Here is a 24,536-nt window from a genome sequence, read left to right as displayed (position 1 = left end):
CTCAAAATTTTTGGGAATAATTCCGCGTTTATAGTCAACTAATACCTTCTCTAACGTTGCCTATAATATCTGATATAATATAATGGTATTCTAGAAGTTCGGACAATATATCATATAATTTTGTCCAATTTCATATGACTATTAAAAAATATCTTTTGTTTGCATCGTAAGTTGTATAACATAAAAAACCTTTCTTCTAGAACTTATTCACTAAAAGAAAGGTTCATGACTTATGATTTTAAAAAAATTGGTTCTCCGTTCTTTACTGTGTACGGTAAAGAATAAGCTGGTACAAACGGGGAACCTTTCGAAAGTATATTTCGAATATCTTCTCCCTCCGTAAACTGCCCTTCATTTTTTTTCAAAGCGTCATATAAGTCGATTCTATAATCAACAAAAACTTCTCCTTTTTCATTAATTACAAAAGGAAGCCCTTTACCAGAATATGGACTTGTCACTTGTGGCACATCTTTATATCCTAGTTTTTTGAAATCCAATTCATATACACCATCTGAAATTACTTTTTTAAAAGGTGGATATTGATGTTCATCACGATACATCCTAAGTTTTAAAGATAATTCCTGAATTTGTTCAGCCATCCTAACATCAATTAACTTTACTGTTGGATTTGTTTCAACGTCTATTAATACGTATTGATATACTCCTCCACTTTCATATGCATTCCCTGGCGCTTCTTGTATGTAACGCGGAGCAATCTGTTGAAAATCGATTGGATACTTTTGATAAATAGGTGTACTCATATCCCTCGTCTTAATTGGCAATATCCCATCATTTTGCTCCTTAAATGTGACAACAGCTTTTTGAACAACCTGTAGCTGATCTTCATAAGGAACCGCATTTTGCTTCATATTTTCTTTCGGATACAGACACCCCGTTAAAAGGCTCATACAACAAAATATTAAAATAATATGGACTTTTTTCACTAGCATCACCTTTTCATACTAATATAACTTGCTCCGTATGTAGTATTTTCGAGACCATTCCATTTACTGCTGTACAGGTCCACTAAATACAACAAGAAAAATAACAATTCCTGACACAACCATAAGGGTGTACGCTACTAACGCTGTAATCCCTTTCAAAAATTTATTCTTTATTTTATGTCTACTTAATAAAATAAAACTTACTGCAAAAAACATAAATCCAATTGCCCCTAAAGCCAACCACATTTTCATAAGCCCTTCTGACATATACACACCCCTTTTTATTAATCTATTTTTATACTATTTTAACAAATTAAAATCTTTAAACAAATACAAAAAGAACATTTTACTACAAATCGCAAATATGTAACTTTAATCAATAGGTTTTTCAGCATCTTCCACCAATCTAGATAAAAATAAAACCGAAGCGATTATATCTCTCGCTTCGGTTGACCAAATATGCCCAAAAACAGCTCTATTCCCATTCTTTCATGGCTATCATATGCAATCTACAAACTCTTTGTTTCTCATAATTTATTTTTTAAACATTTTGCTTAACGAGCCAAAATCCGCTGGCATATTATTATTAATAATCGCTTTTACAATTTGATCCTCTTGCTCTTTCGGCACTTCACGTCCCGCCATAAGAGCCACTTGATGAATCAATTGACGAAGTACAGTTTCATCACGTAAATTCGCATTTTGCACGGATGATGCTAATTTAAAAATATCCTCTTTATTTACTTTCGCTTCCTTCTCAATATTATTAAAAATGTTATTATCCATTCTTTTCACCCTCTCCTCAAGTTACTCTTCATCCTATGCAAAAATAAATAAATGGTGAAAAGACCCATAAAATAAAAAAAGCGACAGAAGTACAAATGTACTTCTGTCGCTTTTCTTTACAGTAAGTCAGGTATAGCTTCCACTTCATGTTTTCGAACACGTCCCATTAATGAGCCTACCGCATCTTTTACGTTATTCCCATTGAACAGCACGTCATATAAAGCAGCTGTAATCGGCATTTCAACTTCCATTTTCTCTGCCAATTCATGAGCAGCTTTCGTTGTTCTTACACCTTCCACAACCATACCCATGCTTTCTAACACTTCTTCTAAAGAATGTCCTTTTCCAAGCATATTTCCAGCGCGCCAATTTCGGCTATGAACACTTGTACAAGTTACAATTAAGTCTCCCATACCAGTTAGACCAGCAAACGTTAACGGATTCCCGCCCATTTTTCTTCCTAAACGAGCAATCTCTGTTAAACCACGTGTCATCAATGCCGCTTTTGCATTATCACCTAATCCAAGACCATCAGTTATACCAGCAGCTAATGCGATAATATTTTTTAACGCACCACCAAGTTCAACTCCAACAATATCTGGATTTGTGTATACACGGAAATAACTATTCATGAATAAATCTTGTACTTCCTCAGCCGCTTCCATACGCTTTGCTGCAGACGTAACTGTTGTCGCTTGTCGTAAACCAACTTCTTCAGCATGACTCGGTCCAGACAATACAACAACATCTTTAATTAAGTTCTCTGGAATTTCTTCCTCGATTACTTCCGAAATACGTTTTGACGTACCAGGTTCAATCCCTTTACTCGCATGAATCCAAGTAATCGGTTCTGTAACAATTTCTTTCATCTCTTGTAATACATCTCTGTACGCTTTCGTCGGTACTACTAGCAGTACTGTATTTACATCTACTAATGCTTCTTCTAAAGAAGAGTAGGCTACGATTGTGCTTGGCAATGTAATGCCTGGGAGATATCGACTATTCTCATGTTTCGTATTCATTTCATCCATAAGTTCTGAGCGATTTCCCCAAATACGTACATCATGTCCATTGTCAGCTAATACCATCGCTAACGCTGTTCCCCAGCTACCTGCTCCTACTACTGTGATTTTTGTCATAAAATCACATCCTCTCCATTAGTCTCTTGCTCGAGCAATAATGTGAATCGGCGTTCCTACAAAACCGAACGCTTCACGTAAACGATTCTTTAAGAAGCGCTCATATGAAAAGTGCATTAATTCTGTATCGTTTACAAACACAACAAATGTCGGTGGTTTTACCGCAACCTGTGTCGCATAGAAGATTTTCAGACGGCTACCATTATGAGTCGGTGTTGGATTCATCGCTACCGCATCCATAATTACATCGTTTAATACGTTTGTTTGTACACGGATACTATGGCTTTCATTTACCTCATTGATAACCGGTAATAACGTTTGTGTACGTTTTTTCGTTTTTGCAGATAAGAATACAATCGGTGCATAATCCAAGAATTGGAAATGAGCACGAATGTTTTCTTCAAATGCTTTCATTGTTTTTTCATCTTTTTTCACTGCATCCCATTTGTTTACAACGATAATAACAGCTCGTCCTGAATCATGAGCATATCCAGCGATTTTTTTATCTTGCTCAATAATTCCTTCTTCTCCGTCTAAAACAACTAAAACAACGTCAGAACGTTCAATCGCTCTAAGTGCACGAAGTACACTATACTTTTCTGTACTTTCATATACTTTTCCTTTTTTACGCATACCAGCTGTATCGATGATTACATAATCTTGATCATCTTTACTATATGGTGTATCGACAGCATCACGCGTCGTTCCTGCGATATTACTTACAATTACACGTTCTTGACCAAGAAGTGCATTTACAAGCGATGATTTCCCTACGTTTGGACGTCCAATTAAAGAGAAACGGATTGTTTCATCGTCATACGCTTCTTCTTCAATCTTTGGAAAATGATTTGCAGCTTCATCTAACAAATCACCAAGTCCTAAACCGTGTGTACCTGAAATCGGGAATGGCTCGCCAAATCCTAATGAATAAAAATCATAAATATCACTACGCATTTCTGGATTATCAACTTTATTTACCGCAAGTACAATTGGTTTTTTAGAACGATACAAAATTTTAGCAACTTCTTCATCCGCTGCAGTTACACCATCGCGACCATTCGTCATAAAAATGATAACATCTGCTTCATCAATCGCAACTTCCGCCTGTTGACGAATTTGTGTCAAGAACGGCTCGTCTCCAATATCAATTCCACCTGTATCAATAATGTTAAACTCATGATTTAACCATTCTCCCGCACTATAAATACGGTCTCGAGTTATACCTGGGATATCTTCTACGATTGAAACTCTTTCTCCAACTATTCTATTGAAAATAGTAGATTTTCCTACGTTCGGGCGGCCTACTATTGCTATTACTGGTTTCGGCATATACTTTCATCCTTTCAACTTGCTTCTGTTTATTATGTAAAAAACCCTTCTTTGTGCAAGAAGGGATTTGCATTCCAGAATATTTCTCAACGTATCAAAACACCTCACATTATAACACACGTTCCTAATGTTTCACAATAATATATACATTCTCTTGTAAGCGATGCGCAATACCATCTAAAATTGCCTCTAAATTATTTGCAACAAATTCTAGTTCCTCCATCGACTCACAAACAAATAAAGGAGCACCACCTGCAAATTTTTCTGGCGCTGTTGTAATAACTGCCAGGATAACGCTTTCTAACATCATCTCTTATCTCCCCTTCCTTTCGGGGCTTCCGATGACATATGGACAGCACTTTCTAACGTTGGTACATTTCCTATGACACTTATCGCTTTCTCTGCATCTTGATCTTGCGGTAAGACAAAAATCCCAACCCTGCCATCCTCTAAATCACGCTTTGCTAACGGTACAAGCGCTGGTGTACCAGAATCTCTATAAATGCCTAACGCCACCGAAACATCGTGTAAAATAGCTTGCCGTTGCCCTAAATTTGAGATTGTCACCATCGCATCAATTGATTTCGGTTTTAATATAAACCCCATGCCATATTTCATAATCTCTTCTTGCCTCACTGGCAATCCAATATTCATAATATAAATATTATCGATATAAAGCCCTGCTCCTTCAAAACGCAGCGGAACATGCTCAATATCTACAAGGTCATGGAGTCTTCTACCAGACATTAATTTTTTCGCAATAAAAAATGCGATTATAGCCATAATTACTCCAGCAATCCATGAACGGAACCCTATATACGCAAACGTCGTTGCAAACGACGTTAACATCGCCAAATAGTTGCGACTTTCAAAAACCAATGCAATCCCTTCAATGTACGTATTTCCACGCGGTACGAGCTCATATCCATCTAATTGTTGAAGTGTATTTCTTTCCATATTACGTACATCACGAAATTGTGTCGCTGCTAACGTAAGAAATGTAATGGCAGAAAAATCTTTTTTCAAAATAGATGGGATTGCAATCGCTCCTAAAGCTGCTGCAATTAACCCCATTGCAATATGAATAATCTTTCCATGTAGCCTCGTCGGATATTGCCGTGTATCCGTCCGAAGCATTAACACCCTTGTAACTGTCCCCGCTATTACGCCGCATAAAATGGCTGGTGTATATTCAGTCATGTATTACCCTCGCCTTTCTTTTACGTGTTTTTCTCTTAAACTGTTCCATGTATACTGATGCTTTTGCAATCCAAAACAATACTGCCATGAATAATGTAGAAACGGCGACGATATCAAAAAATGCTAAACTACCGTAATCATATGGAAAATTCAATTTCCGAAAAATAAATGTCACTAGCAACTCTCCTTGTAACATCCCTACATATAGGGAACATAATCGTAATATGCGATCCCCATGCAATAACACCGATGCATACACAAGAGCACTACTTAGCAGAAACACTCTATCCACCACAATCCAAATCGGATCATATATCTCTAACAGATGAAAACTTGTATATAACATCGCAATAATAAGTGCCGAAAGTAAGCTATATAATTTTTTCCAAACAGAATACAGCGCGATCCCTATAAAAGAAATAATACAAAGTAAAAGAGCATTTACTGATACCATGAATGAGGCGATCGTTACATGTAACGGAGAGCAAATTATAAAAATCAATATACAAGCGCCTAACTTCCACCGAATATGGTCCTTTTTCATAAAAAAGGTTACGACAACCCACCCTATCCAAGCTATAAAATAAAAAGTACTTCCATCCATCTACTTCACCTCCTATGTTTTCCATTATGGGAATTTTTTATGAAAGTTAATCCACTTTATTTACGCATAGTTTTTTCTTATAACAGCAACACTTTTAACAAGGAGGTGTTATTCATTATGGGTAAAGATCGCCAAGAACGAAAACTACGAGAATCACGCCGCGTTGAATCTGATCGTGATCAATCACTACAATATCCAGGTGCAACTGGACTTGATACACCAGAGCAGGCTCGAAAACAAAACCAGCACTAATGAATACAAAAAGACGGTTTCGATATTGTACGAAACCGTCTTTTACATAATCATTTTAATGATTTTTATTTATATCGAAATAATATTTTGTGTACTATATCCTCCTATCACTTTTTTTACCTCCACCTATTTCCTTTAGAAAATCAAGCCCTCTCCAAAAATCTAGTAACTAATCATCTTCATTTTTTAACCTTTTTTCAATTACAATTTTTATAAAATACCAATTCCATTTTATATTACGAGAAAGAAAACAAAACAAAAAAATCAACCGAACGGTTGATTTTTTATCTCCTACTATAATGCGCAGTATCAATACCACGCTGCATTAACCAATGATATGTTTCACCTTTTACAACAAGAGGTACAGATTGCAACTCTTCTATCGTCTTCGCACCAAGAGCTGTCATAATAAATTTCAAATCTGTATGTAGAAGCTCAATTTCATCCACTAATTTCTCGATACCATCTTGCATTAAAATACGTAAAAAGTAACCAGCAAACGCAGTTGTATTCGCCCCTAATGCGATTGCTTTCGCTACGTCAAGCGCTGTCTGTATACCCCCTGATGCAATAAAAGAGAGGTTATTATTTGTAGAGGTTGCTTCAATAATCGAGGTTGCTGTTTGTATGCCCCAGTTATTAAAATAAGAAAGCATTCGCTGTCTTCTTTCATTTTCAACAGCAGCAAAATTCGTACCACCTTGCCCACCAATATCAATTGCCGTTACACCTACGTTCGCTAACTGTTGCATTGTTTCCTTGCTCATCCCAAATCCAACTTCTTTTACAATGACAGGAACTTTACTATTTAAAACAATTTTCTCTATGCGCTGAAGTACACCAGTAAAGTCACGGTCTCCTTCTGGCATCGTTAACTCTTGTATGACATTTAAATGAATTTGCAATGCATTCGCTTCAATCATATCAACGGCACGCTCTGCCTGCTCGATAGTTGCCTCACTACCTAAATTAGCAAAGAAAATACCATTCGGGTTTACCTTTCTAATCACCTTATAAGAAGCAGCCTCACTTTCATCTTTTAACGCCGCCATTTGCGACCCTACAGCCATAGCAAGGTTATGCTGTTTCGCTACATATGCTAATTGCTCATTAATATGTAACGTTTTCTCTCCTCCACCACCAGTCATCGCATTGATAAAAATCGGCGAACTTAGTGAAAGTTCGCCGATTTTTGTTTCACATGTTATTGTGTCATAATTTGAATTTGGCAAGCTTTGATGCACAAAATCAATATCATGAAAGCCATGCGTACGAGACTGACCAGTAGAAAGAGCGTATTCAATATGATCTAATTTACGTTTTGCCCTTACCACTTGTACCCCTCATTATTTCTTTAATTTTTTCAGTTGTTCACCAATAATATCACTTAATTGGAAAGTAGCAGAATCAGCATTTGGCTCATACTGACTATAATCTTCAATTACATTATTTTCCTCAAGCGCTTCTTTTATACTTAAAGAAATACGTTTCTCTGCTACGTGAACTTCAAGTACTTTCACTTTTACTTCTTGTCCCATTTCCAATACTTCATTCGGGTTTTTCACGTGACGATTTGCAATTTGAGATACGTGTACAAGTCCTTCAACGCCAGGTAAAATCTCAACGAATGCACCAAATGTAACAAGGCGTTTTACTACTCCCTCACGAATATCTCCAGCTTTTATTTCGCCAGCAACGTTTTCCCAAGGTCCTGGTTGAGCCGCTTTAATTGATAAAGAAATACGTTGTGTATCAGCATCAACAGATAACACCTTTACCTTAACCTTTTGACCTTGCTCTAATACTTCAGAAGGTTGCTCTACACGTTCGTGTGAAATTTGTGAAATGTGAACTAAACCGTCCACGCCACCAACGTTAACGAAAGCACCAAAGTCAGTTAATCGTTGCACTGTTCCTTCAACAACGTCACCTTCTTTTAATGAAGAAATTGCTTCTTTTTTCTTAGAATCTAGTTCTAATTCTACTACCGCTTTATGCGAAAGGATTACACGATTTTTTTCACGGTCTAATTCAACAATTTTCACCGCTAATGTTTTACCTTTATAGTCAGTAAAGTCTTCTACATAATGTACTTCTACAAGTGAAGCTGGAATAAAACCGCGAACACCAAGGTCCACAACTAATCCGCCATTCACAATATCTTTTACAGTAACATCAAATACATGACCAGAAGTAAATTTCTCTTGTAATTCTACCCATGCTTTTTCTGCATCAACAGCACGTTTAGATAAGACAAGATCATCTTCTTCTAATTTAATAATTTTCAACTCTAGTGTTTGATCTAATTCTACAACATCGCTTGCTTTTTCAATATGAACGTTAGCTAATTCACTAATTGGAATTACGCCATCTGTTTTGTATCCAACATTTACAAGCACTTGTTTCTCTTCAACTTTCGTTACAGAACCTGTAACAACGTCACCAACTTGTAATTCTTTTGAATCCATAACTTCTTCATTCATTTTCTCTACCATGGAAATACCTCCCTACAGAATTGACAAAGCATTTTTTTATGTATATACGAAATGAAAACAAAGTTTTCATTTGCATGTTTAAGAATTTCTCATCACATACTCTTTTTCAATACCATTCACAAGAAAATATATTAAACCTATATAAATAGTATACAGCAAAACCAGCTTGAAAAAAGTATGTTTTGAAATATAATAGCGAATATATTCTGACAGTTTTATTCCTCTTTAACTAACTTCTTACAAATCAGCTCATTTGTCAAGGAAAGAGACTCACAATTCACGTATCCTTTACATTTCTATTTCAACAAAAAAAGAAAGAGGATTATCCCCTTTCTTTATTTCGCAAACACTCCTGAAACAATACTCATAATTTTTTGGACAACTTCTTCAATTGATAAAGAAGTCGTATCTAATTCCAATGCATCATCAGCCTTTTTTAGTGGAGAAACTTCGCGTTCTGAATCTAATTTATCACGCTGAGCAATTTCTTCTTTTAGCTGCTCTAAATTAGAATCGAAACCTTTATTTAAATTTTCTAAATGCCTTCTTTCCGCTCTTTCTTCAACAGAAGCAAGCATAAAGATTTTCACTTCAGCATCCGGTAATACATGTGTACCAATATCACGGCCGTCCATTACAACGCCGCCTTTTTTCGCTAACTCTTGCTGACGACGTACCATTTCTTCACGAACAAGGCGATGCTTCGCTACAATAGATACTCGATTCGTCACATCAGGTGTACGGATTACTTCAGAAACATCTTGTCCATTCAAAAATACAAGCTGCGTATTTTCTCCTTGCTGAAATTCAATATTTACATTCTTTACAACTTCCATTAACTGTTCTTCATTCTCAATATCTACTTTTTGTTCAAGGGCTGCATATGTAAGTGTACGGTACATCGCGCCTGTATCAATATAAACGTAAGAAAGTTCCTTCGCAACAACTTTTGCCACTGTACTTTTCCCAGCAGCTGCTGGACCATCTATAGCAATTGAAATTCGTTTATCCATTGTAACACCTCATTTTTTCACTTATAAAACAAAACGAAAAGCAGGTGTTCACCCTGCTTCTTCTCATTTGCTTCACGTCATTAAATCCTCAATTATTGTAGCATAATCCTTCATAGAAGAAAATGAAAACTACCTATTCACCTGCAAGATTTCTGCTTTATTTTTTACCATGACACCTTCGTAATAAACAATTTTAGATAAATATTTCACTGATGACTTATGTATAAATAACAATTGTACAACAGAAAGACAAATGAATTGTATTATTAATATACGAATAAAAATTCTCTCCATCTTTTTCAACATAACTGCCCCCTCCTATACTATATTTGCACATTTCGTTTCGTGATTTTATACATCGTACATATAGCAGTTAATTTTATTGTCATTTTCGAGGCATACTTTTATACATTTCCATTGTCGAATTTACTCAAAACATGTTATGTTCTAAATGTATTTTTTTACTTGAAAGGGGTATAAGCATTGAAAAGAATTCTAGTTTTACACACAGGTGGAACAATTGCAATGGAGGAAGATAAAGAAACTGGGGTCGTACAACCAGGTGAAAAAAATCCTCTTTTAAAATTCATTCCTGATTTAGAAGGCGATGTTGATTTAATCGTTGAAGATGTGTTCCATCTACCATCTCCTCATATGACACCGAGCGAAATGTTACAATTACAAGTCATCATTGATGAAAGAGTAAAACAAGACAACATTCATGGCGTAGTCATTACGCATGGTACGGATACATTAGAAGAAACAGCTTATTTCTTAGATTTAACAGTACAAGCAACCATTCCGATTGTTGTGACAGGTGCAATGCGCTCTAGCAATGAGTTAGGTGCTGATGGTCTATATAACTTCTTATCAGCTGTAAAAGTTGCTAGTTGTGATGAAGCTGCAGAAAAAGGTGTTTTAGTCGTATTAAACGACGAAATTCATTGCGCTACAAATGTAACGAAAACACATACAAGTAATGTCGCAACATTCCAAAGCCCACAATATGGACCAATTGGAATGGTAACAAAACGCGGTGTTGTCTTCCATCACGCTTTAGTACATCACGAAACATATACGATAAACAAAGTATCTAAAAATGTAGTTGTTCTAAAAGCATATGCCGGCATGGATGATACATTATTAGCAGCAATCGAAAATCTTCCTGTAGACGGTATTGTTATCGAAGCGCTTGGACAAGGTAATCTACCTCCAAGAACACTTCCTAGTCTAGAACGATTATTAAATAAAGGTATTCCTGTCGTATTAGTTTCTCGCTGTTTCAACGGTATCGTTCAAGACGTATATTCGTATGAAGGTGGCGGTAAACACTTAAAAGATATGGGCATTGTATTCACATACGGCTTAAATGCACAAAAAGCACGCATTAAATTACTTGTCGCATTAGAGAATACAAATTCTCATGAATCCATTCAAAATATGTTTATGCACGAATAAAAAGGAGCTGTCGAGGTTTTCCCGACAGCTCCTTTTTATTTTTCTCTTGATGCAATAGTTTGTGCAATCGCATCTCCATGAAATCTACCGTTCTCGATAAATATTTCATTTGCATTATTTCCAGCAGCTATGACACCTGCAATGAAAATATTTTCAGCATTCGTTTCCATTCTATCCTCTGTATAAATTGGACGTCCTGTTTCTTCATCAATCTTAACACCCATCTTTGTTAAGAAGCTATGATCAGGATGATAACCAGTCATCGCAAATACAAAATCATTTTGGATTGTAAAATCTTCACCATCAACTGTAAACGTTAATGTATGCTCAGTAATTTCTTTCACATGAGCCCCGAAATGCATTTGAATTGTGTCGTTTCGTACTAACGCCTCAAATTCCGGCAAAATCCAAGGCTTTATGCTTGGTGAATACTCACTTCCACGATACAGTACCGTTACACGCGCACCAGCTTTAACAAGTTCTAACGCGGCATCTACACTCGAGTTTTTCCCACCTATAACTACTACATCTCGATCAAAATAAGGATGCCCCTCTTTAAAATAGTGAGCTACTTTCTTCAATTCCTCACCTGGAACATTCATATAATTTGGATTATCATAATATCCAGTTGCTACAACAATATATTTCGCTATATATATTTCTTTACTTCCGTCACGCTTTGTCGTCTCAACCTGAAAAACTTCTCCATCGTTTTGAACTTTCTCCACTCGCTCAAAAGCATTTACACGTACAGATTTACGTTTTACTACTTCACGATAATACGCAAGCGCTTGATTTCGAACTGGCTTACGATTTTCTGTAATAAAAGCTACATCACCAATTTCTAATTTTTCACTAGAAGAGAAAAATGTTTGATGAGTTGGATAATTATAAATGGCATTTACAATGTTTCCTTTTTCAATTACTAACGGATTTATCCCTACCTTTTGCAACGAAATCGCTGCCGCTAATCCGCACGGACCGCCTCCGATTATAATAACTGTTTCTTTCTGCATACTCGTCCACTCCTAGTCTTCTACCAATACACTATTTATAAAAACAAGAAAAAACCTACTTACAGCAGTAGGCACCTATCTTTATTGTATTCATTTTTCATATATTTGTCATCTAAACGAAACGTACATCCGATAGACATCTGCTAAAAACTGCTGAAATTTAATACCTTGTTTCCCTAATACATTCTCAGGATCAATCTTTCTAGCTGGATCAAGCGTTTTATGTGACACGATATCTTTTTTCGGATTTAAGCCAAAATTTTGGCATAAATACGCATGATACCATGTAAAACGATTATATGCTTCCCAAAAGTTAACATCACCGCCATAACAAAGTTCCACTCCAATGGCCGCCTTATTCGCGTCATAGCCGTATAAGTCATTATCCGTCGGCACACCATATCGAACATGATATGCAACTTCATTTATAGGAATAATCTCCAATATTGTTTTATCATCTATAAATGTATGCGCCGAAGCTTTCGGTTGTAATTCATTAAAGTAATCTCGATTTCCTATCGCATTGCTTCCAGGATTCCCCGTATCATGACTTACAATAAATCTCACTTTAGTTAGAGGAATCCCCGGTCGTGAACTTCCATATCCTATATAGTTGCGCTCTATAGGAAACATCGCCATTGCTACCAACTCCCGCTCTAGAAGATTACCTTACTTCCTTATATATGTATTCGGTAGCAATGTCCTTATCGCATATTTCTTACGCGAAGAGAAAATCGAAAATATTTGAAGTGAACACCATAAACAACAAGATACTTACAGCCACTCCATAAAAACCGTAAAACCAAACACAATCTTCTTTCGTATCTAAACCGAAAAATTTGTTTACCGATTGTAATAATGTGCCACGCTTGCTTTGTTTGTTTCGTAATACTTCCACTCGCTCTACAACATCTGCTGGCATCATAAATCTTTGGTCTACTGTCATTTTCATCATTTATCTCTCCTTAAAATCATTTCCGTTTTGTTTATCTAAGGAGAGTATAGCACGTTTGTTCGCACAGAACAAGCGTTCTTTTTGTTTTTAATTTTTATTTTTATTTTATTTTTCAGCAAGCCAAGTAAAAATTGAGATTACAACGGCAATAATCGGCCCTACTACAACCATACCAAATATCAAAAACAGTAGCCCTTCCCCGAATATCCGAACAGTACTTATTTTTCGAGCTTTCACCGTTCTTGCAAGTTCTCCCTCTAACCTCTTAACCTTTTCTTCTAATTGTTCTACTCGTTCCAGCATTTCATTCTCCATATACAACACCTCATTTAATACTTCAACAAAAAAACGTGATTCCCTCGAAAGGAAATCACGTTTTCTCAAGATATAATATTTTATACCCAACCTCTGAAGCGGCTTGCTTCAGCCATTTTACGAACACCAATCATGTACGCCGCTAAGCGCATGTTCACTTTACGAACTTGTGCTGTTTCATAAATAGAATCAAATGATTTTACCATTACTTTTTCTAAACGTTGTTCTACTTCTTCTTCAGTCCAGTAGTAACCTTGGTTATTTTGTACCCACTCAAAGTAAGATACCGTTACACCACCAGCACTTGCTAATACGTCTGGAACAAGTAAAATTCCGCGATCTGTTAAAATTTTAGTCGCTTCTAATGTTGTTGGACCATTTGCAGCTTCAACAACGATTTTCGCTTTAATATCATTAGCATTTTCTTCTGTAATTTGGTTCTCAATTGCAGCTGGAACTAAAATATCGCAATCAAGCTCTAACAATTCTTTGTTTGAAATTGTATTGTTAAATAGCTTTGTTACTGTACCGAAGCTATCACGACGGTCTAATAAATAATCAATATCTAATCCGTTTGGATCATGTAAAGCGCCGTAAGCATCTGAGATTGCAATAACTTTCGCACCTGCATCATGCATAAATTTAGCTAAGAAGCTACCAGCATTACCGAACCCTTGAACAACAACGCGTGCACCCTTAATATCAATGCCACGTTTTTTCGCAGCTTCGCGAATACAAATTGTTACACCTTTCGCAGTTGCTGTTTCACGTCCATGTGATCCACCTAATACAAGCGGTTTACCTGTAATAAATCCTGGTGAATTAAATTCATCAATACGGCTATACTCATCCATCATCCATGCCATAATTTGAGAGTTTGTGAATACATCTGGAGCTGGAATATCTTTCGTCGGACCTACGATTTGGCTAATTGCTCGTACATAACCGCGGCTTAATCTTTCTAACTCACGGAATGACATTTCACGTGGATCACAGATAATTCCACCCTTACCTCCACCATATGGTAAATCAACAATACCACATTTTAAACTCATCCAGATTGAAAGTGCTTTCACTTCATTTTCTGTTACATTCGGATGGAAGCGAATTCCACCTTTCGTTGGACCAACAGCATCATTATGTTGTGCACGATATCCTGTAAATATTTTAACAGTCCCGTCATCCATACGAACTGGTATTTTCACTGTCATCATACGAATTGGTTCTTTTAATAATTCATATACTTCGTTTGGATAACCCAATTTTTCTAACGCTTCACTAATAACAATTTGTGTTGAATTCAATAGTTCAAAATGTTGTTCCCTTTGTTGTTGTGTTTTTGTTTGAGTTCCCTTTTCGGCTACCATAGTAAGTAAACCCCCTGTAATTTCACTTGTTTAGTAAACCTTCATTGCCTAGTATACACCCTTAAATTTGGAATGCAATAGAAAACGCTAACAAATATATACAAACTATTTTCTGTTGCAAGCGTTTTCACTATTATTATAGTCCTTTTATTACTTTTAGAAAAGTAAAATACTTAAATATTTAAATATTTTTTATTTTCCTCAGCGACGCTCCCATAAAACTGCATATTTTATTTTCAAAAAGTATGTTCGCGTATTTACTATCATCCCTTCCCTTATCCAAATAAAAACAAAACCTCAGCTATGTTGTATTAGCTGAGGTTTTGTTTTTTCACAAAGTAATTGTGTATTTGTTCTATCGCGTTAAAATCCATTAATTCTTTACCGTACTCCATGATGCGATAAATAGTTGCTGTAGACGGATTGCCGTATTCCGCTAAAATAGCTATAAAATCCGCTTTTAACAATTGAATTTGTTCCTCTTCTTCCACCCAAAGATAGAAGCGCTCATCCCACGTATATAGCTTTCCGCCAGTTACACCAAGGTTATATAAGCGATTCGACAGGTTAATTATGTCATCTAGCGTAGCAAACTCATATAATATATGTTCACTTTCATCTAGAGTCACTTGCATTTCAATAAACTCGTCACGGAACTCATCATCCGTATCCATTTCTTGATTTTCTTTCGTTACAATTACAACCATCCCTTGTGCTTGTAGAGAAAACACTTCAACTGCAATCGGACCATCTGCTTCAAATCCTAATTCCTTATTTGCTTCTTGCATCATATCACGAAATAATTGCTGTACTTTCGGCGCATTTCTCCATAAATCTTCTTTCGTTAATCCTCGTTCAGATAAATCATCAAATGTTAGAAAAATTTTTATCTTATTGTAATTTAATCGTTCCAGCCTCATCTCATACCCTCCCTACGTAACCAATGCATCTAATTTTTATTATATGAAATAGAAAATAGATGGTTCTTTTCGAACAACTATTCCGACATTTTTAACCATTCATCCCATTCTTCTTTCGTATCACCAATTAAGATTGTTTCAATGTCCAACTGGTTTAGAACGCCTAGCTTTCCGATAAATCCAACAGAAAGAGATTCCCTTTTTTCTTGTAATACATTTATAAAGTTCATCGTCTTTTTCATTTCTAGTTCGTCAGCAAAAGATACAAATACATATTTCGGCTGTATTTCCTCTACCGCTGACAACATACCATCTTCAGCTAAGCTTGTCCTAATATATATCGCCTCATATCCTTTTAAGCGTAAATAAGTTGAAAAAATAAATCCTTTCAATGCATTCTTTTCTAACACAATAACTTTGTGTAAAGAAGAAAACATTGAGGCATTGTGATACACCATCCCTAGACGCGTTTGTAAAAATGATAGTGCATATTGAAATTGCACCATTGAAATCTCATTATTATTTTTTGACGTTAATAATTTGTCTGTCACTCGAAGAACGATACTGGCAACAACCTTTTCTGTTGAATATATACTAAAAGCTTCGTTTAATAATGCAGCAATTGTAATTTCATCAAATTTTAACAAAGCTTGTAGCAAATCGTCCACTAAAACAACTTCTTTATCGAAATGTATCTCTTTTTGAACTGTACTCTGCAAACGATTCTCTTCTAATAACTGAACTGCTTGTCCAATCATCATACCGGAAGAAACTTTTTCCATTAACCATTTTAAAATTTGAATATGCTCTTCTGTATATAAACGATGCCCAGCTTGATTCCGCTTTGGGGAAATAATTTGATATCGTCTTTCCCATGCGCGAAGCGTACTCGGCTGAACTCCAATTATATTTGAAACAGCTTTTATATTATATTTTCCACTAAGAGTTGGCATCATTTCCCTCCGCACAATGTAATAATATGTGTTTGAGCAGGAGCTCGGAAACGAAGTGGTATCAATGTTGTTCCGTACCCATTACTAACAAAAAGAATCGTATTCAAATGGTTATATACGCCACCTTTTAAATATTTTTTAGATGGGAATAATCGGATTTGTCCTCCATGCGTATGTCCACTTAATACAAGTGAAATCTGTTCATTTCCAGACATCTTTTTTATTATATCAGGGTTGTGACTAACTAAGATACGAAAACCATCTTCTTTACAATCCGCCAATGCCAAATCTAAACGATCACGGTGCAATCCAACATCATCTATACCGAGCAAACAAATTTTCTCGCCTAATTCAGACTCAAATACCACTCTTGTATTATCTAAAACTTTTACGTTATTTTCTAATAATAAAGCATCTAATTCATGATATTCTATCTCATAATCATTGTTTCCCCACACAAAATATACAGGAGCTATCTCTCTTAACTTTTGAATATTGGCAGAGATTTTTGATAAAGAGACTCCTTTCTCTGCTAAATCTCCTCCGATAATTACGAAATCTACTTTTCCTTTTACTTGTTCAATTAACAAATTCGAAATGACTCTTCTATGAATATCAGAAATAAAAAACACATTTACTTTTTGAAAACTTTTCGGAAATTCTTTAAATACTAAAGTATGTTCCAACACTGTATTACGCATCGCTTCTTTATACATCACAAGAAGTAATAAAATCCCCATTCCTATGAGAGTACTGAATAATATAATCCATATCATATTTTTTACTCCCCTCATCATAAAGATAACCCTAGGCTTTTATAACAAACTGCGTTCGCCTAATTCACTAGCTCTCTTGCTTTGTGGACTTATCTTTTATCGGAATTTTTAATTCTTGACCTGCACTCACTTCATCTTCTTGCAAGTTATTATACTTTTTAATTACTTCAACCCCATTTTCATCTAAAAAATATTGCTTCGCTATACTTTCTAAAGTTTCTCCCTCTTTCACAGTATGCGTTATCGCTTTTTCAGACTGTTTCTGCGACTCAGATTTAGCTGAATCAAAGAAGATTACTTCAAACGCACTTTTCCCGGCATTATTACTATCGCCCTTCACCTGAATATATTTATCCGTATACCACAAAATACTAATCGGCAGCAGAATGAATAGAAATGTTAAAACCCGGACGAAAATATGATTTATTTTAAACTTTTGTTTTTTCTCTTTATTTCTATGAATTTCACTACGCGGCGGTAAACTTTCTTTTTCTTCTACTCGCTCAACTTCTAATTCCTCTTCAAAATCAGGAATTCGTTTCCTCATGTTGTTCACCACCACCTTCCATTTATTTTCTTAATTGGAGTCCCATTATAAAATCAACAAGAAAGTGTGCAAAGATTGTTATAAACAAATTCCCTGTCCATTCAAATACATAACCAAAGACAAAACTAATGAAACAGACGAAACAAAACAAAAATGGCTTTGTTATATAACGAATATGTAACACTGCAAATACGAAACTCGCAATTACAATTCCAAAATGAGTCTGCACTACACCTCTAAATAAAAATTCTTCTGCAAAACCGATTACGAACGTAATAATGAGTAAATGCAGAACCGACATTCCTCGAAACATCTTATCGTTAATACCACCATCATCAAACCAAGACTCTGGAAACACTCGCATTGCAACATAATCTAATAACACAATACCAATCGCTAACAAACCACCTATAATAAGTATAGATACTGGTTCCCATCTCCATAAATTAAACACTTCTTTTACATCTTGAAATAATATATATGCTAGTAAACAGCCAATACCGATAATAATTAACTGTGTTATATATAGATTCAGCCTTATTTCCTGCGGACTCATATCTTCAACATTATGCCTTTGAATGTTCATCATTCCCCCATCTTTTCTAGGCCGAAAAGCTTTTGTAACTCTGTTTCCCAATTATAGTCGAAATCCGATTGTTGCGCTCGTCTTTTTTTATAATCTTCTTTTGTAATACCACAATAATCACAGCAATTATTTAACTCTTTCTCTTTCCTATAACCGAACTGTTGCAACACATATTCACGTCTACATCCTTTAACTCGTATCCATGACTTCATATTTTCTAGCTCACTATATTTATTACGCAACCTTATTTCTACTTCAGCTATTAATCGGTTCATAATTTCATCTGACAAACCCTCTAATAATAATCTTCGTTGTTGTATAATTCCAACCTGTTCGAGATGATAACGAACGAAACGCCAATATTGCTCATTAAATCTTGCTGCATTATAACAAATTTCTTCTACATCTTCTATTGGTAATTCTTTCGTTTGAAACATTCTTTCTTGTAGTAAAGAAAATAAAAATTGTATTTGCGACTTACTTGGCAATTCATCCTCAATGATTGAAATTGGTAAATCATGATCCAACGGACTACACAATAAAATAGCTATACTCGGTTCGCCATCTCTTCCAGCTCTTCCGATTTCTTGTAAGTAAGAAGCTATATTAGTTGGATAATGAAAATGAATAATATATTGCGTATTCGCCTTATTTACCCCCATACCAAATGCACTTGTACATATTACAAGCTGCAATTGATCGTTCATAAACTGTTGTTGAATTAACATACGCTCTTCATGTTCCATACCACCATGATAAAAAGCTACACCAGTAACACCTTTTCCTCTCAAGTATTCCGTTAACCTTTCTGTCCACGCTCTACTTGAACAATATACAATTCCCGGCCCTTGTAAATACATCACCTGCTCCAAAAGCGCCTCTTTCTTTTCTTCTATCGTCTCTACAAATTGCACCTCCATTGCAATATTAGGACGGTCAATAGAGTATACATGTTCCGCGGCACCCTTTAAATTTAAACTGTCTGCGATATCTTGTAGTACCCCTTTTGTCGCTGTGGCTGTCAATGCTAATACTGTAGGAGAACCAATATTTTCAATAACTACATTTAGTTTCTTATAGTCCGGTCTAAAATCATAACCCCATTGAGAAATACAATGAGCCTCATCAACAACAAATAATGAAATATGAATTTTCTTCAATTCCCTAATTAATAACTCCGACTGTAACATCTCTGGTGAAACAAAAATAAATTTATATGAAGATAATTTTTTCATCGCTTCTCTTTTTTCATTTAATGTCCGAAAACTATTAAATGCTATCACTCGGTTTTTCACAACATACTTTAATTGTGTCACTTGATCTTCCATTAAAGATAATAACGGTGATACAACAAGCACTGTTCCTTCTCGCATAAGCCCCGGAAACTGATAGCACATAGATTTCCCTCTTCCAGTCGGAAGCATTGCTATCACATCTTTTCCTTCTAATAAATCTGTAATAACTCCTTTTTGACCTGGACGAAATTCAGAATATCCAAACCACTTATATAAATATTCTTCAAGTTTCATTTACACCCTCCATCCGTGCTAATACAAGACGAACTTCAAAATAAGAGATATCTTCTCCAACAGCTTGTTTCAAAACACGTAACTTCCGCGTTTGTAATGCTTCAATTACTTTTATTACTTTGTCTATCTTTTCTTTTTCCATAAACATTTCAATAGAAAAATCTTTTTCTCGCAAAGCAATTTCAACAAAATGATCTTCTATCGTTGCAACCTTTAAATTCCGAATCGTCGCTATTTCTTCTAAAGAACGCCCTTGTCTCCAAAAATTATATGTTTTTTTCGTGGATAAACTAAATAATTCAGCTCTCTCATTTGGATAAGATATAATTTCAGCTAATAGTGGAAATTCATTTTCTTTATCACGAACTTCTTGTATAAAGAAATGCATTGTACCCCAAAATAAAAAATACACCCTGAATATATCTTGTTTTGTAATTTCTGCTAATTGTTGCAATGTACAACCAATACGTTCATAGCCCGTTAGTCGATATGTTACAATCGTCGCTTCTATCGCATTACTCTTTTCCAAAAGATTATGTACTTCCGTCCATAGTTTCCTCGCCAACTCACTTCTTTTATATGGCCTTCCTGTTAGAAAACGTTTTACCCACATCATTATTTCTGTATCTTGTTGAATTGGGATAAACTTCGTATTATTCTGTTGTAAATTTGATATGGTTTGAATAATCAATGATAATCTTTTCCAAAATGTTTCACCTAATTCACCATAATGTAAACCATGCAAATGTGCTGGAAAAGCATAAACTTCCTCCCATTTATGTAACTGCATTTTACCCGTAGGTGTTAACACATATGTATTTTCATGTATTTCTTGAATAAAATCCGCTTGCAACAACTTTACAACTTCACCATCATAGTCATTTCTATTTAATGATTTATATATTCCGAATAAAAAAGAAATCCGGAACATATTTCCATCTTGTAAAGTTTGCGAAGAACGTTTGCCCTTTAGTAAATAATAAATAGAAGAAACGGTTCTTTCACCATTCAATTGTTTTAAACAATGCAACAAAGTATATTGTATTTGCATGACCGCTTCCACCTTCCAATCTTAACTTCATTCTTTTCAGTACAATTACACTATCTACTGTCGCTCATTAAACTTATCATATAAGAACTATATACTTGTATATATTCTATTGTATCAAACGAAATCACATTTACGTATTTTGAAAATCTTATGACATAATTCAAAAATAAGTTGACACTCTAATTGATAAGCATTATCATTATAATTTTATGTTGAAAAGTTTCACAAACCGTTTTACAATAAGGTTATAATTTTTATGGCGAGCTTTTCACATACATATTATCAGGAGGGAAAAAAGATGGCAAAATATACAATCGTTGATAAAGATACTTGTATTGCATGTGGTGCTTGTGGCGCTGCTGCACCAGACATTTATGACTATGATGATGAAGGTATTGCATTTGTAACATTAGACGATAACCAAGGTATCGTTGAAATTCCAGATGTATTAATTGAAGATATGATGGATGCATTCGAAGGCTGTCCAACTGACTCAATTAAAGTTGCTGACGAATCATTCGACGGAGACGCTTTAAAATTCGAATAGTCTTTTATTAACTTCAAAAAACGCCCCTCATATTGATGAGGGGCGTTTTTTGTATCTAAATTTTATTTTCCTTAATAAAAAACCATTAGTAGTTCCACACTACTAATGGTTTTAATATATATTATGCATTTTTCATTTTTGCAAACACCCATACTTTCAGGCGTGAGAATAATGCTACAAATACAATTGTTACAACAATTCCTTTAATTAAATTAAATGGTAAGATTGCCGTTACAACCGTTGTTCTGATAGCTTCGCTAGACATAGCCGGTGAATTTAAAAACCAAGTGTAAGCCGGGAATATGATGATGTAGTTTAATACACTCATAATAAGTGCCATTGTAATTGTCCCTAGCATTAATCCTGTCGTTAAACTCTTCACAGTACGATACTTTCTAAATAAGAAAGCTGCTGGTCCAATAAATAAACATCCTGCAATAAAGTTTGCAATTTCTCCAACTGGTACTCCTGTTAAACTTCCTTGAATCCCGTAATGTAAAATGTTCTTTATCGCCTCTACAATCACTCCTGCTACTGGTCCAAAGATAATTGCTGCAATTAGAGCTGGTACATCACTAAAATCAATTTTCAAAAATGGCGGAAGCCCTGGGAACGGGAAATCCAACATCATTAGTAAATATGCAATACTACTTAGCATCGCTACACTCACCATCTGCACTACACTGTTTTTTTGTTTCATCTTTCTCTCTCCTTTTCCATCGATCATCTCATGGAAAGTGGAAAGGTTCTGCTATGCCTATTTTTTCATAGAACGAAAAAACCCTTTGTGTTTTACACAAAGGGAGAATTTAAGGCACATCAAACAGACGTTCAAATCCATATCTTTTTTGAACGCTTGAACCTCCATCTTCTCCCATCCAGACTATACTGTCGGCTTTGGAATCACACCAAATCCTGCCTTAACGGCTCGCGGGCTTAGAACAAAATCATAAATAGTTCATCACCGCCGGTCGGGATTTTCACCCTGCCCCGAAGATAGACCGATATTCTATTTTCCCCTTCATTATACAACAACCTTATAACATTGTGAACTAAAAAATTGTAACTTATTTAAAATTAGTTATTTATTTTTCGTAACAACAAATGAATTGCGAAATATTTTACAATACAATCCATATTTTTTATTATTCGGCATTTCTCTTTTGAATTACCTAGTCATATATAATTAAAAGTGATAAGATATTGAATTGTTAAGATAAGAACATTTTCTGAGTTATGGAGGAAATGTCATGAAAAAAGAAAAGAGACATTCTATTCGAGAAGCAATGAAAAAAAACTTAAGAAAAGAATACTTTTACTTAAAAAAAGAATTACTTTTCTACTGCCCAATTGATTTAGGCACATTCTCAAACGAGACATACTATGCTACTTTCGATGAAGATGGCATCAGTATTTATCAGTATGATAAGAAAACAGAAAGTAAATTAAAATTGTGTGAGCGTCATCCGTGGAAGAGTTGGAGTAAAGTGAAGATTGATCACTATTTGACAACTTCTCAATTTATTTTTCAGGGTGAGCGAAATTGGATCTTATCTCTTTTTCAAAAAGGAAAAGAAGCTCAAAAAATTATTGAAGAGCATACATCTTTACAAACAGAAGTTGTTTCCCGCTCTTTCTTAAAAAAACTTCCTGGCTTTCGTTCTAATACACCACTGAATAAATACATCGGTAGCATTTGTTACACTGCACTTATTGCATTTTTATTAAAATGGATGATTCCATTTCAAGCACCACAAATCGCCCTGTATTCTATTTCGATTGGTTGTATGCTTCTTGGCCTACTTTGTTTGACAATCGGTTTAATTGAACCGACTATCGTACTGTTTCGAACAAAAGAGAAAACAAGAACAAAAGTTTTTTACTTATATAGCTATTTAGCTATTTCTGGATTTATATGTGTCTTTATTTTTTGGTAAAAGAAAACCGTCCCAAAATAAATTTTGGGACGGTTTTCTTTTAAATATAGATACTCTAATTCACTCAATACTTCTAGGAGAAGCGCCCATATAATTTCATTTACATTGAACCTTATTTAAGAATATTCAAAGTTTAATTTTTGAGACGTTGCCTTTACTTAACATATAATTGTTGATTAGGATAAATTAGCTCTTGCTGCAATCCATTTTTTTCTTTAATTTCCTTAAGTGTCATACTAAATTTCCGTGCAATACTAACTAAAGTATCCCCTTTTTGTACGACATATAATGATGAAGAAACAACTTCATTTCTTTGTTCACTTAAAACAAGCAATGGGTTCATCGCATTCTTTTTCGCCATCGTCCATCTTCCTTGATGAAGTTCTAGATGTAAGTGTGCACCTCGCGATTCTCCCGTGTTCCCTACTTCTCCAATTTTTTCTCCTTTTGAAATATAATCCCCTTGAACTACATATCTCTTATTTAAATGTGCATACACAGCCTCATATTCTCCATGTTTAATAAATATAACGTTTCCATAACTACTTGAATAATAAGACTTTGTTACCTTCCCTTCTTGAATAGCTGACACAGGCGTGCCGATCGGTGCCGCTATATCTATACCGTAGTGTTTTCCGTGTCTTGTCCCAAAATAATCACTTATCTGTCCTTCAACAGGCCATGCCCATTGATTTCCCTCTGCGTACACATGTAATTGAGATAAAAACAGTACTGTCAATAACATAATGCCGTATTTTAAAACTTTCATATACATCCTCCGTTTTCTAATTACCACCATACCTTCTCTATTTTGGTA

At 35.1% G+C, this 24,536-nt stretch carries 30 protein-coding genes and 1 riboswitch; of the genes, 4 read left to right on the top strand and 26 right to left on the bottom strand.

The genetic code is table 11. The features are described 5' to 3' along the window. Nucleotides 1-230: 230 nt before the first annotated feature. The 8 genes from AC1Q51_RS21220 to AC1Q51_RS21185 form a co-directional block, all read right to left on the bottom strand. Nucleotides 231-944: a YphF family lipoprotein gene (locus AC1Q51_RS21220; RefSeq protein WP_000755480.1), complete on the bottom strand. Its 714-nt coding sequence runs from the start codon at nucleotides 942-944 to the stop codon at nucleotides 231-233. A gap of 63 nt (nucleotides 945-1,007) precedes the next feature. Further along, complete coding sequence (locus AC1Q51_RS21215) at nucleotides 1,008-1,211, bottom strand: DUF2768 domain-containing protein (protein ID WP_001289005.1); 204 nt, start codon at nucleotides 1,209-1,211, stop codon at nucleotides 1,008-1,010. Nucleotides 1,212-1,478: 267 nt separating this feature from the next. Next, nucleotides 1,479-1,730, bottom strand: coding sequence for a stage VI sporulation protein F (locus AC1Q51_RS21210; RefSeq protein WP_000369753.1), 252 nt, complete (start codon nucleotides 1,728-1,730; stop codon nucleotides 1,479-1,481). Between the two features lie 116 nt (nucleotides 1,731-1,846). Next, on the bottom strand, nucleotides 1,847-2,869 hold the full coding sequence (locus AC1Q51_RS21205; RefSeq protein WP_000161783.1) for an NAD(P)H-dependent glycerol-3-phosphate dehydrogenase: 1,023 nt from the start codon (nucleotides 2,867-2,869) through the stop codon (nucleotides 1,847-1,849). An 18-nt stretch (nucleotides 2,870-2,887) separates the two neighbouring features. After that, a complete protein-coding gene (gene der, locus AC1Q51_RS21200) occupies nucleotides 2,888-4,198 on the bottom strand; it encodes a ribosome biogenesis GTPase Der (RefSeq protein ID WP_001125890.1) in 1,311 nt (436 codons plus the stop codon). A 124-nt stretch (nucleotides 4,199-4,322) separates the two neighbouring features. Beyond that, a complete protein-coding gene (locus tag AC1Q51_RS21195; protein WP_000979048.1) occupies nucleotides 4,323-4,508 on the bottom strand; it encodes a capping complex subunit for YIEGIA in 186 nt (61 codons plus the stop codon). Further along, nucleotides 4,505-5,398 carry a YIEGIA family protein gene (locus AC1Q51_RS21190; protein ID WP_000141599.1) on the bottom strand — a complete coding sequence of 298 codons (894 nt, stop codon included), beginning with the start codon at nucleotides 5,396-5,398 and terminating at the stop codon, nucleotides 4,505-4,507. The genes AC1Q51_RS21195 and AC1Q51_RS21190 overlap by 4 nt, the downstream gene beginning before the upstream one ends. Further along, nucleotides 5,391-6,002 carry a YphA family membrane protein gene (locus AC1Q51_RS21185; RefSeq protein WP_002093921.1) on the bottom strand — a complete coding sequence of 204 codons (612 nt, stop codon included), beginning with the start codon at nucleotides 6,000-6,002 and terminating at the stop codon, nucleotides 5,391-5,393. Before AC1Q51_RS21185 ends, AC1Q51_RS21190 begins: the two co-directional genes overlap by 8 nt. 117 nt (nucleotides 6,003-6,119) lie before the next feature. Between AC1Q51_RS21185 and AC1Q51_RS21180 the strand changes: the two genes are divergently transcribed. Next, nucleotides 6,120-6,254, top strand: a complete 135-nt coding sequence (locus AC1Q51_RS21180) for a YpzI family protein (protein WP_000513900.1) — start codon at nucleotides 6,120-6,122, stop codon at nucleotides 6,252-6,254. Nucleotides 6,255-6,538: 284 nt separating this feature from the next. Here AC1Q51_RS21180 and AC1Q51_RS21175 read toward each other — a convergent pair whose 3' ends face one another. The 4 genes from AC1Q51_RS21175 to AC1Q51_RS21160 all read right to left on the bottom strand — a co-directional run bounded on the left by AC1Q51_RS21175 (nucleotide 6,539) and on the right by AC1Q51_RS21160 (nucleotide 10,065). Beyond that, nucleotides 6,539-7,588 carry a type 2 isopentenyl-diphosphate Delta-isomerase gene (locus AC1Q51_RS21175; protein ID WP_000251041.1) on the bottom strand — a complete coding sequence of 350 codons (1,050 nt, stop codon included), beginning with the start codon at nucleotides 7,586-7,588 and terminating at the stop codon, nucleotides 6,539-6,541. Nucleotides 7,589-7,600: 12 nt separating this feature from the next. Beyond that, entirely contained in the window at nucleotides 7,601-8,749 is a 1,149-nt protein-coding gene (gene rpsA / locus AC1Q51_RS21170) for a 30S ribosomal protein S1 (RefSeq protein WP_000229558.1), read from the bottom strand. A 335-nt stretch (nucleotides 8,750-9,084) separates the two neighbouring features. Continuing rightward, nucleotides 9,085-9,762 (bottom strand): (d)CMP kinase, encoded by a 678-nt coding sequence (gene cmk / locus AC1Q51_RS21165; protein ID WP_000361252.1) that lies wholly within the window; start codon nucleotides 9,760-9,762, stop codon nucleotides 9,085-9,087. Nucleotides 9,763-9,891: 129 nt separating this feature from the next. Continuing rightward, nucleotides 9,892-10,065, bottom strand: coding sequence for a YpfB family protein (locus AC1Q51_RS21160; RefSeq protein WP_023521499.1), 174 nt, complete (start codon nucleotides 10,063-10,065; stop codon nucleotides 9,892-9,894). A 180-nt stretch (nucleotides 10,066-10,245) separates the two neighbouring features. Here AC1Q51_RS21160 and ansA point away from each other — a divergent pair, with 180 nt between their 5' ends. Further along, on the top strand, nucleotides 10,246-11,220 hold the full coding sequence (ansA, locus tag AC1Q51_RS21155; protein ID WP_000822009.1) for an asparaginase: 975 nt from the start codon (nucleotides 10,246-10,248) through the stop codon (nucleotides 11,218-11,220). Nucleotides 11,221-11,255: 35 nt separating this feature from the next. Here the strand turns inward: ansA and AC1Q51_RS21150 are convergent, their stop codons facing one another. The 12 genes from AC1Q51_RS21150 to AC1Q51_RS21095 all read right to left on the bottom strand — a co-directional run bounded on the left by AC1Q51_RS21150 (nucleotide 11,256) and on the right by AC1Q51_RS21095 (nucleotide 21,235). After that, nucleotides 11,256-12,236 carry a YpdA family putative bacillithiol disulfide reductase gene (locus tag AC1Q51_RS21150; RefSeq protein ID WP_001168518.1) on the bottom strand — a complete coding sequence of 327 codons (981 nt, stop codon included), beginning with the start codon at nucleotides 12,234-12,236 and terminating at the stop codon, nucleotides 11,256-11,258. A 108-nt stretch (nucleotides 12,237-12,344) separates the two neighbouring features. Further along, a complete protein-coding gene (locus AC1Q51_RS21145; RefSeq protein WP_001240655.1) occupies nucleotides 12,345-12,875 on the bottom strand; it encodes a peptidoglycan recognition protein family protein in 531 nt (176 codons plus the stop codon). A 79-nt stretch (nucleotides 12,876-12,954) separates the two neighbouring features. Further along, complete coding sequence (locus AC1Q51_RS21140) at nucleotides 12,955-13,191, bottom strand: DUF3961 domain-containing protein (RefSeq protein ID WP_001983018.1); 237 nt, start codon at nucleotides 13,189-13,191, stop codon at nucleotides 12,955-12,957. Nucleotides 13,192-13,296: 105 nt separating this feature from the next. Beyond that, nucleotides 13,297-13,506 carry a hypothetical protein gene (locus AC1Q51_RS21135; RefSeq protein ID WP_000426766.1) on the bottom strand — a complete coding sequence of 70 codons (210 nt, stop codon included), beginning with the start codon at nucleotides 13,504-13,506 and terminating at the stop codon, nucleotides 13,297-13,299. Between the two features lie 80 nt (nucleotides 13,507-13,586). Continuing rightward, nucleotides 13,587-14,873 carry an NAD-specific glutamate dehydrogenase gene (gudB, locus tag AC1Q51_RS21130; RefSeq protein ID WP_000225172.1) on the bottom strand — a complete coding sequence of 429 codons (1,287 nt, stop codon included), beginning with the start codon at nucleotides 14,871-14,873 and terminating at the stop codon, nucleotides 13,587-13,589. Between the two features lie 311 nt (nucleotides 14,874-15,184). Then, the gene (locus AC1Q51_RS21125) at nucleotides 15,185-15,793 is read right to left on the bottom strand and encodes a genetic competence negative regulator (RefSeq protein WP_001235398.1); all 609 of its coding nucleotides are present in this window, start codon (nucleotides 15,791-15,793) and stop codon (nucleotides 15,185-15,187) included. Between the two features lie 77 nt (nucleotides 15,794-15,870). Then, nucleotides 15,871-16,746, bottom strand: coding sequence for a MerR family transcriptional regulator (locus AC1Q51_RS21120; RefSeq protein ID WP_139213199.1), 876 nt, complete (start codon nucleotides 16,744-16,746; stop codon nucleotides 15,871-15,873). Continuing rightward, a complete protein-coding gene (locus AC1Q51_RS21115; RefSeq protein WP_016513095.1) occupies nucleotides 16,746-17,522 on the bottom strand; it encodes a metallophosphoesterase in 777 nt (258 codons plus the stop codon). Before AC1Q51_RS21115 ends, AC1Q51_RS21120 begins: the two co-directional genes overlap by 1 nt. A gap of 67 nt (nucleotides 17,523-17,589) precedes the next feature. After that, complete coding sequence (locus AC1Q51_RS21110) at nucleotides 17,590-18,069, bottom strand: LysM peptidoglycan-binding domain-containing protein (protein WP_016513096.1); 480 nt, start codon at nucleotides 18,067-18,069, stop codon at nucleotides 17,590-17,592. Nucleotides 18,070-18,091: 22 nt separating this feature from the next. After that, entirely contained in the window at nucleotides 18,092-18,655 is a 564-nt protein-coding gene (locus AC1Q51_RS21105; protein WP_001025783.1) for a CPBP family intramembrane glutamic endopeptidase, read from the bottom strand. Then, nucleotides 18,655-20,184 carry an ATP-dependent DNA helicase RecQ gene (recQ, locus tag AC1Q51_RS21100; protein WP_016082279.1) on the bottom strand — a complete coding sequence of 510 codons (1,530 nt, stop codon included), beginning with the start codon at nucleotides 20,182-20,184 and terminating at the stop codon, nucleotides 18,655-18,657. Before recQ ends, AC1Q51_RS21105 begins: the two co-directional genes overlap by 1 nt. Next, nucleotides 20,174-21,235 (bottom strand): YpbB family protein, encoded by a 1,062-nt coding sequence (locus tag AC1Q51_RS21095; RefSeq protein ID WP_001167017.1) that lies wholly within the window; start codon nucleotides 21,233-21,235, stop codon nucleotides 20,174-20,176. Before AC1Q51_RS21095 ends, recQ begins: the two co-directional genes overlap by 11 nt. A gap of 298 nt (nucleotides 21,236-21,533) precedes the next feature. Between AC1Q51_RS21095 and AC1Q51_RS21090 the strand changes: the two genes are divergently transcribed. Further along, entirely contained in the window at nucleotides 21,534-21,782 is a 249-nt protein-coding gene (locus AC1Q51_RS21090) for a ferredoxin (protein ID WP_001151993.1), read from the top strand. Nucleotides 21,783-21,903: 121 nt separating this feature from the next. Here AC1Q51_RS21090 and AC1Q51_RS21085 read toward each other — a convergent pair whose 3' ends face one another. Continuing rightward, entirely contained in the window at nucleotides 21,904-22,482 is a 579-nt protein-coding gene (locus AC1Q51_RS21085; RefSeq protein ID WP_000810856.1) for an ECF transporter S component, read from the bottom strand. Nucleotides 22,483-22,644: 162 nt separating this feature from the next. Next, a riboswitch (FMN riboswitch) is annotated at nucleotides 22,645-22,784 on the bottom strand. A gap of 248 nt (nucleotides 22,785-23,032) precedes the next feature. On the opposite strand from AC1Q51_RS21085, the gene AC1Q51_RS21080 reads away from it, so the two are divergent. Further along, nucleotides 23,033-23,719: a hypothetical protein gene (locus AC1Q51_RS21080; protein ID WP_000711798.1), complete on the top strand. Its 687-nt coding sequence runs from the start codon at nucleotides 23,033-23,035 to the stop codon at nucleotides 23,717-23,719. 154 nt (nucleotides 23,720-23,873) lie between these two features. Here AC1Q51_RS21080 and AC1Q51_RS21075 read toward each other — a convergent pair whose 3' ends face one another. Next, nucleotides 23,874-24,488: a peptidoglycan DD-metalloendopeptidase family protein gene (locus tag AC1Q51_RS21075; protein ID WP_000866227.1), complete on the bottom strand. Its 615-nt coding sequence runs from the start codon at nucleotides 24,486-24,488 to the stop codon at nucleotides 23,874-23,876. Nucleotides 24,489-24,536: the final 48 nt, after the last annotated feature.

The organism is Bacillus sp. MT94, assembly GCF_058792475.1.
This window is presented reverse-complemented; position numbering and strand designations above follow the sequence as displayed.

Excerpts from the sequence above, each read along its gene's own strand:
- AC1Q51_RS21215 (WP_001289005.1), bottom strand. The coding sequence starts at position 1,211 with ATGTCAGAAGGGCTTATGAAAATGTGGTTGGCTTTAGGGGCAATTGGA.
- AC1Q51_RS21210 (WP_000369753.1), bottom strand. The coding sequence starts at position 1,730 with ATGGATAATAACATTTTTAATAATATTGAGAAGGAAGCGAAAGTAAAT.
- AC1Q51_RS21205 (WP_000161783.1), bottom strand. The coding sequence starts at position 2,869 with ATGACAAAAATCACAGTAGTAGGAGCAGGTAGCTGGGGAACAGCGTTA.
- der (WP_001125890.1), bottom strand. The coding sequence starts at position 4,198 with ATGCCGAAACCAGTAATAGCAATAGTAGGCCGCCCGAACGTAGGAAAA.
- AC1Q51_RS21195 (WP_000979048.1), bottom strand. The coding sequence starts at position 4,508 with ATGATGTTAGAAAGCGTTATCCTGGCAGTTATTACAACAGCGCCAGAA.
- AC1Q51_RS21190 (WP_000141599.1), bottom strand. The coding sequence starts at position 5,398 with ATGACTGAATATACACCAGCCATTTTATGCGGCGTAATAGCGGGGACA.
- AC1Q51_RS21185 (WP_002093921.1), bottom strand. The coding sequence starts at position 6,002 with ATGGATGGAAGTACTTTTTATTTTATAGCTTGGATAGGGTGGGTTGTC.
- AC1Q51_RS21180 (WP_000513900.1), top strand. The coding sequence starts at position 6,120 with ATGGGTAAAGATCGCCAAGAACGAAAACTACGAGAATCACGCCGCGTT.
- rpsA (WP_000229558.1), bottom strand. The coding sequence starts at position 8,749 with ATGGTAGAGAAAATGAATGAAGAAGTTATGGATTCAAAAGAATTACAA.
- cmk (WP_000361252.1), bottom strand. The coding sequence starts at position 9,762 with ATGGATAAACGAATTTCAATTGCTATAGATGGTCCAGCAGCTGCTGGG.
- AC1Q51_RS21150 (WP_001168518.1), bottom strand. The coding sequence starts at position 12,236 with ATGCAGAAAGAAACAGTTATTATAATCGGAGGCGGTCCGTGCGGATTA.
- AC1Q51_RS21145 (WP_001240655.1), bottom strand. The coding sequence starts at position 12,875 with ATGGCGATGTTTCCTATAGAGCGCAACTATATAGGATATGGAAGTTCA.
- AC1Q51_RS21140 (WP_001983018.1), bottom strand. The coding sequence starts at position 13,191 with ATGATGAAAATGACAGTAGACCAAAGATTTATGATGCCAGCAGATGTT.
- AC1Q51_RS21135 (WP_000426766.1), bottom strand. The coding sequence starts at position 13,506 with ATGGAGAATGAAATGCTGGAACGAGTAGAACAATTAGAAGAAAAGGTT.
- gudB (WP_000225172.1), bottom strand. The coding sequence starts at position 14,873 with ATGGTAGCCGAAAAGGGAACTCAAACAAAAACACAACAACAAAGGGAA.
- AC1Q51_RS21125 (WP_001235398.1), bottom strand. The coding sequence starts at position 15,793 with ATGAGGCTGGAACGATTAAATTACAATAAGATAAAAATTTTTCTAACA.
- AC1Q51_RS21120 (WP_139213199.1), bottom strand. The coding sequence starts at position 16,746 with ATGCCAACTCTTAGTGGAAAATATAATATAAAAGCTGTTTCAAATATA.
- AC1Q51_RS21115 (WP_016513095.1), bottom strand. The coding sequence starts at position 17,522 with ATGATATGGATTATATTATTCAGTACTCTCATAGGAATGGGGATTTTA.
- AC1Q51_RS21110 (WP_016513096.1), bottom strand. The coding sequence starts at position 18,069 with ATGAGGAAACGAATTCCTGATTTTGAAGAGGAATTAGAAGTTGAGCGA.
- AC1Q51_RS21105 (WP_001025783.1), bottom strand. The coding sequence starts at position 18,655 with ATGAACATTCAAAGGCATAATGTTGAAGATATGAGTCCGCAGGAAATA.
- recQ (WP_016082279.1), bottom strand. The coding sequence starts at position 20,184 with ATGAAACTTGAAGAATATTTATATAAGTGGTTTGGATATTCTGAATTT.
- AC1Q51_RS21095 (WP_001167017.1), bottom strand. The coding sequence starts at position 21,235 with ATGCAAATACAATATACTTTGTTGCATTGTTTAAAACAATTGAATGGT.
- AC1Q51_RS21090 (WP_001151993.1), top strand. The coding sequence starts at position 21,534 with ATGGCAAAATATACAATCGTTGATAAAGATACTTGTATTGCATGTGGT.
- AC1Q51_RS21085 (WP_000810856.1), bottom strand. The coding sequence starts at position 22,482 with ATGAAACAAAAAAACAGTGTAGTGCAGATGGTGAGTGTAGCGATGCTA.
- AC1Q51_RS21080 (WP_000711798.1), top strand. The coding sequence starts at position 23,033 with ATGAAAAAAGAAAAGAGACATTCTATTCGAGAAGCAATGAAAAAAAAC.
- AC1Q51_RS21075 (WP_000866227.1), bottom strand. The coding sequence starts at position 24,488 with ATGAAAGTTTTAAAATACGGCATTATGTTATTGACAGTACTGTTTTTA.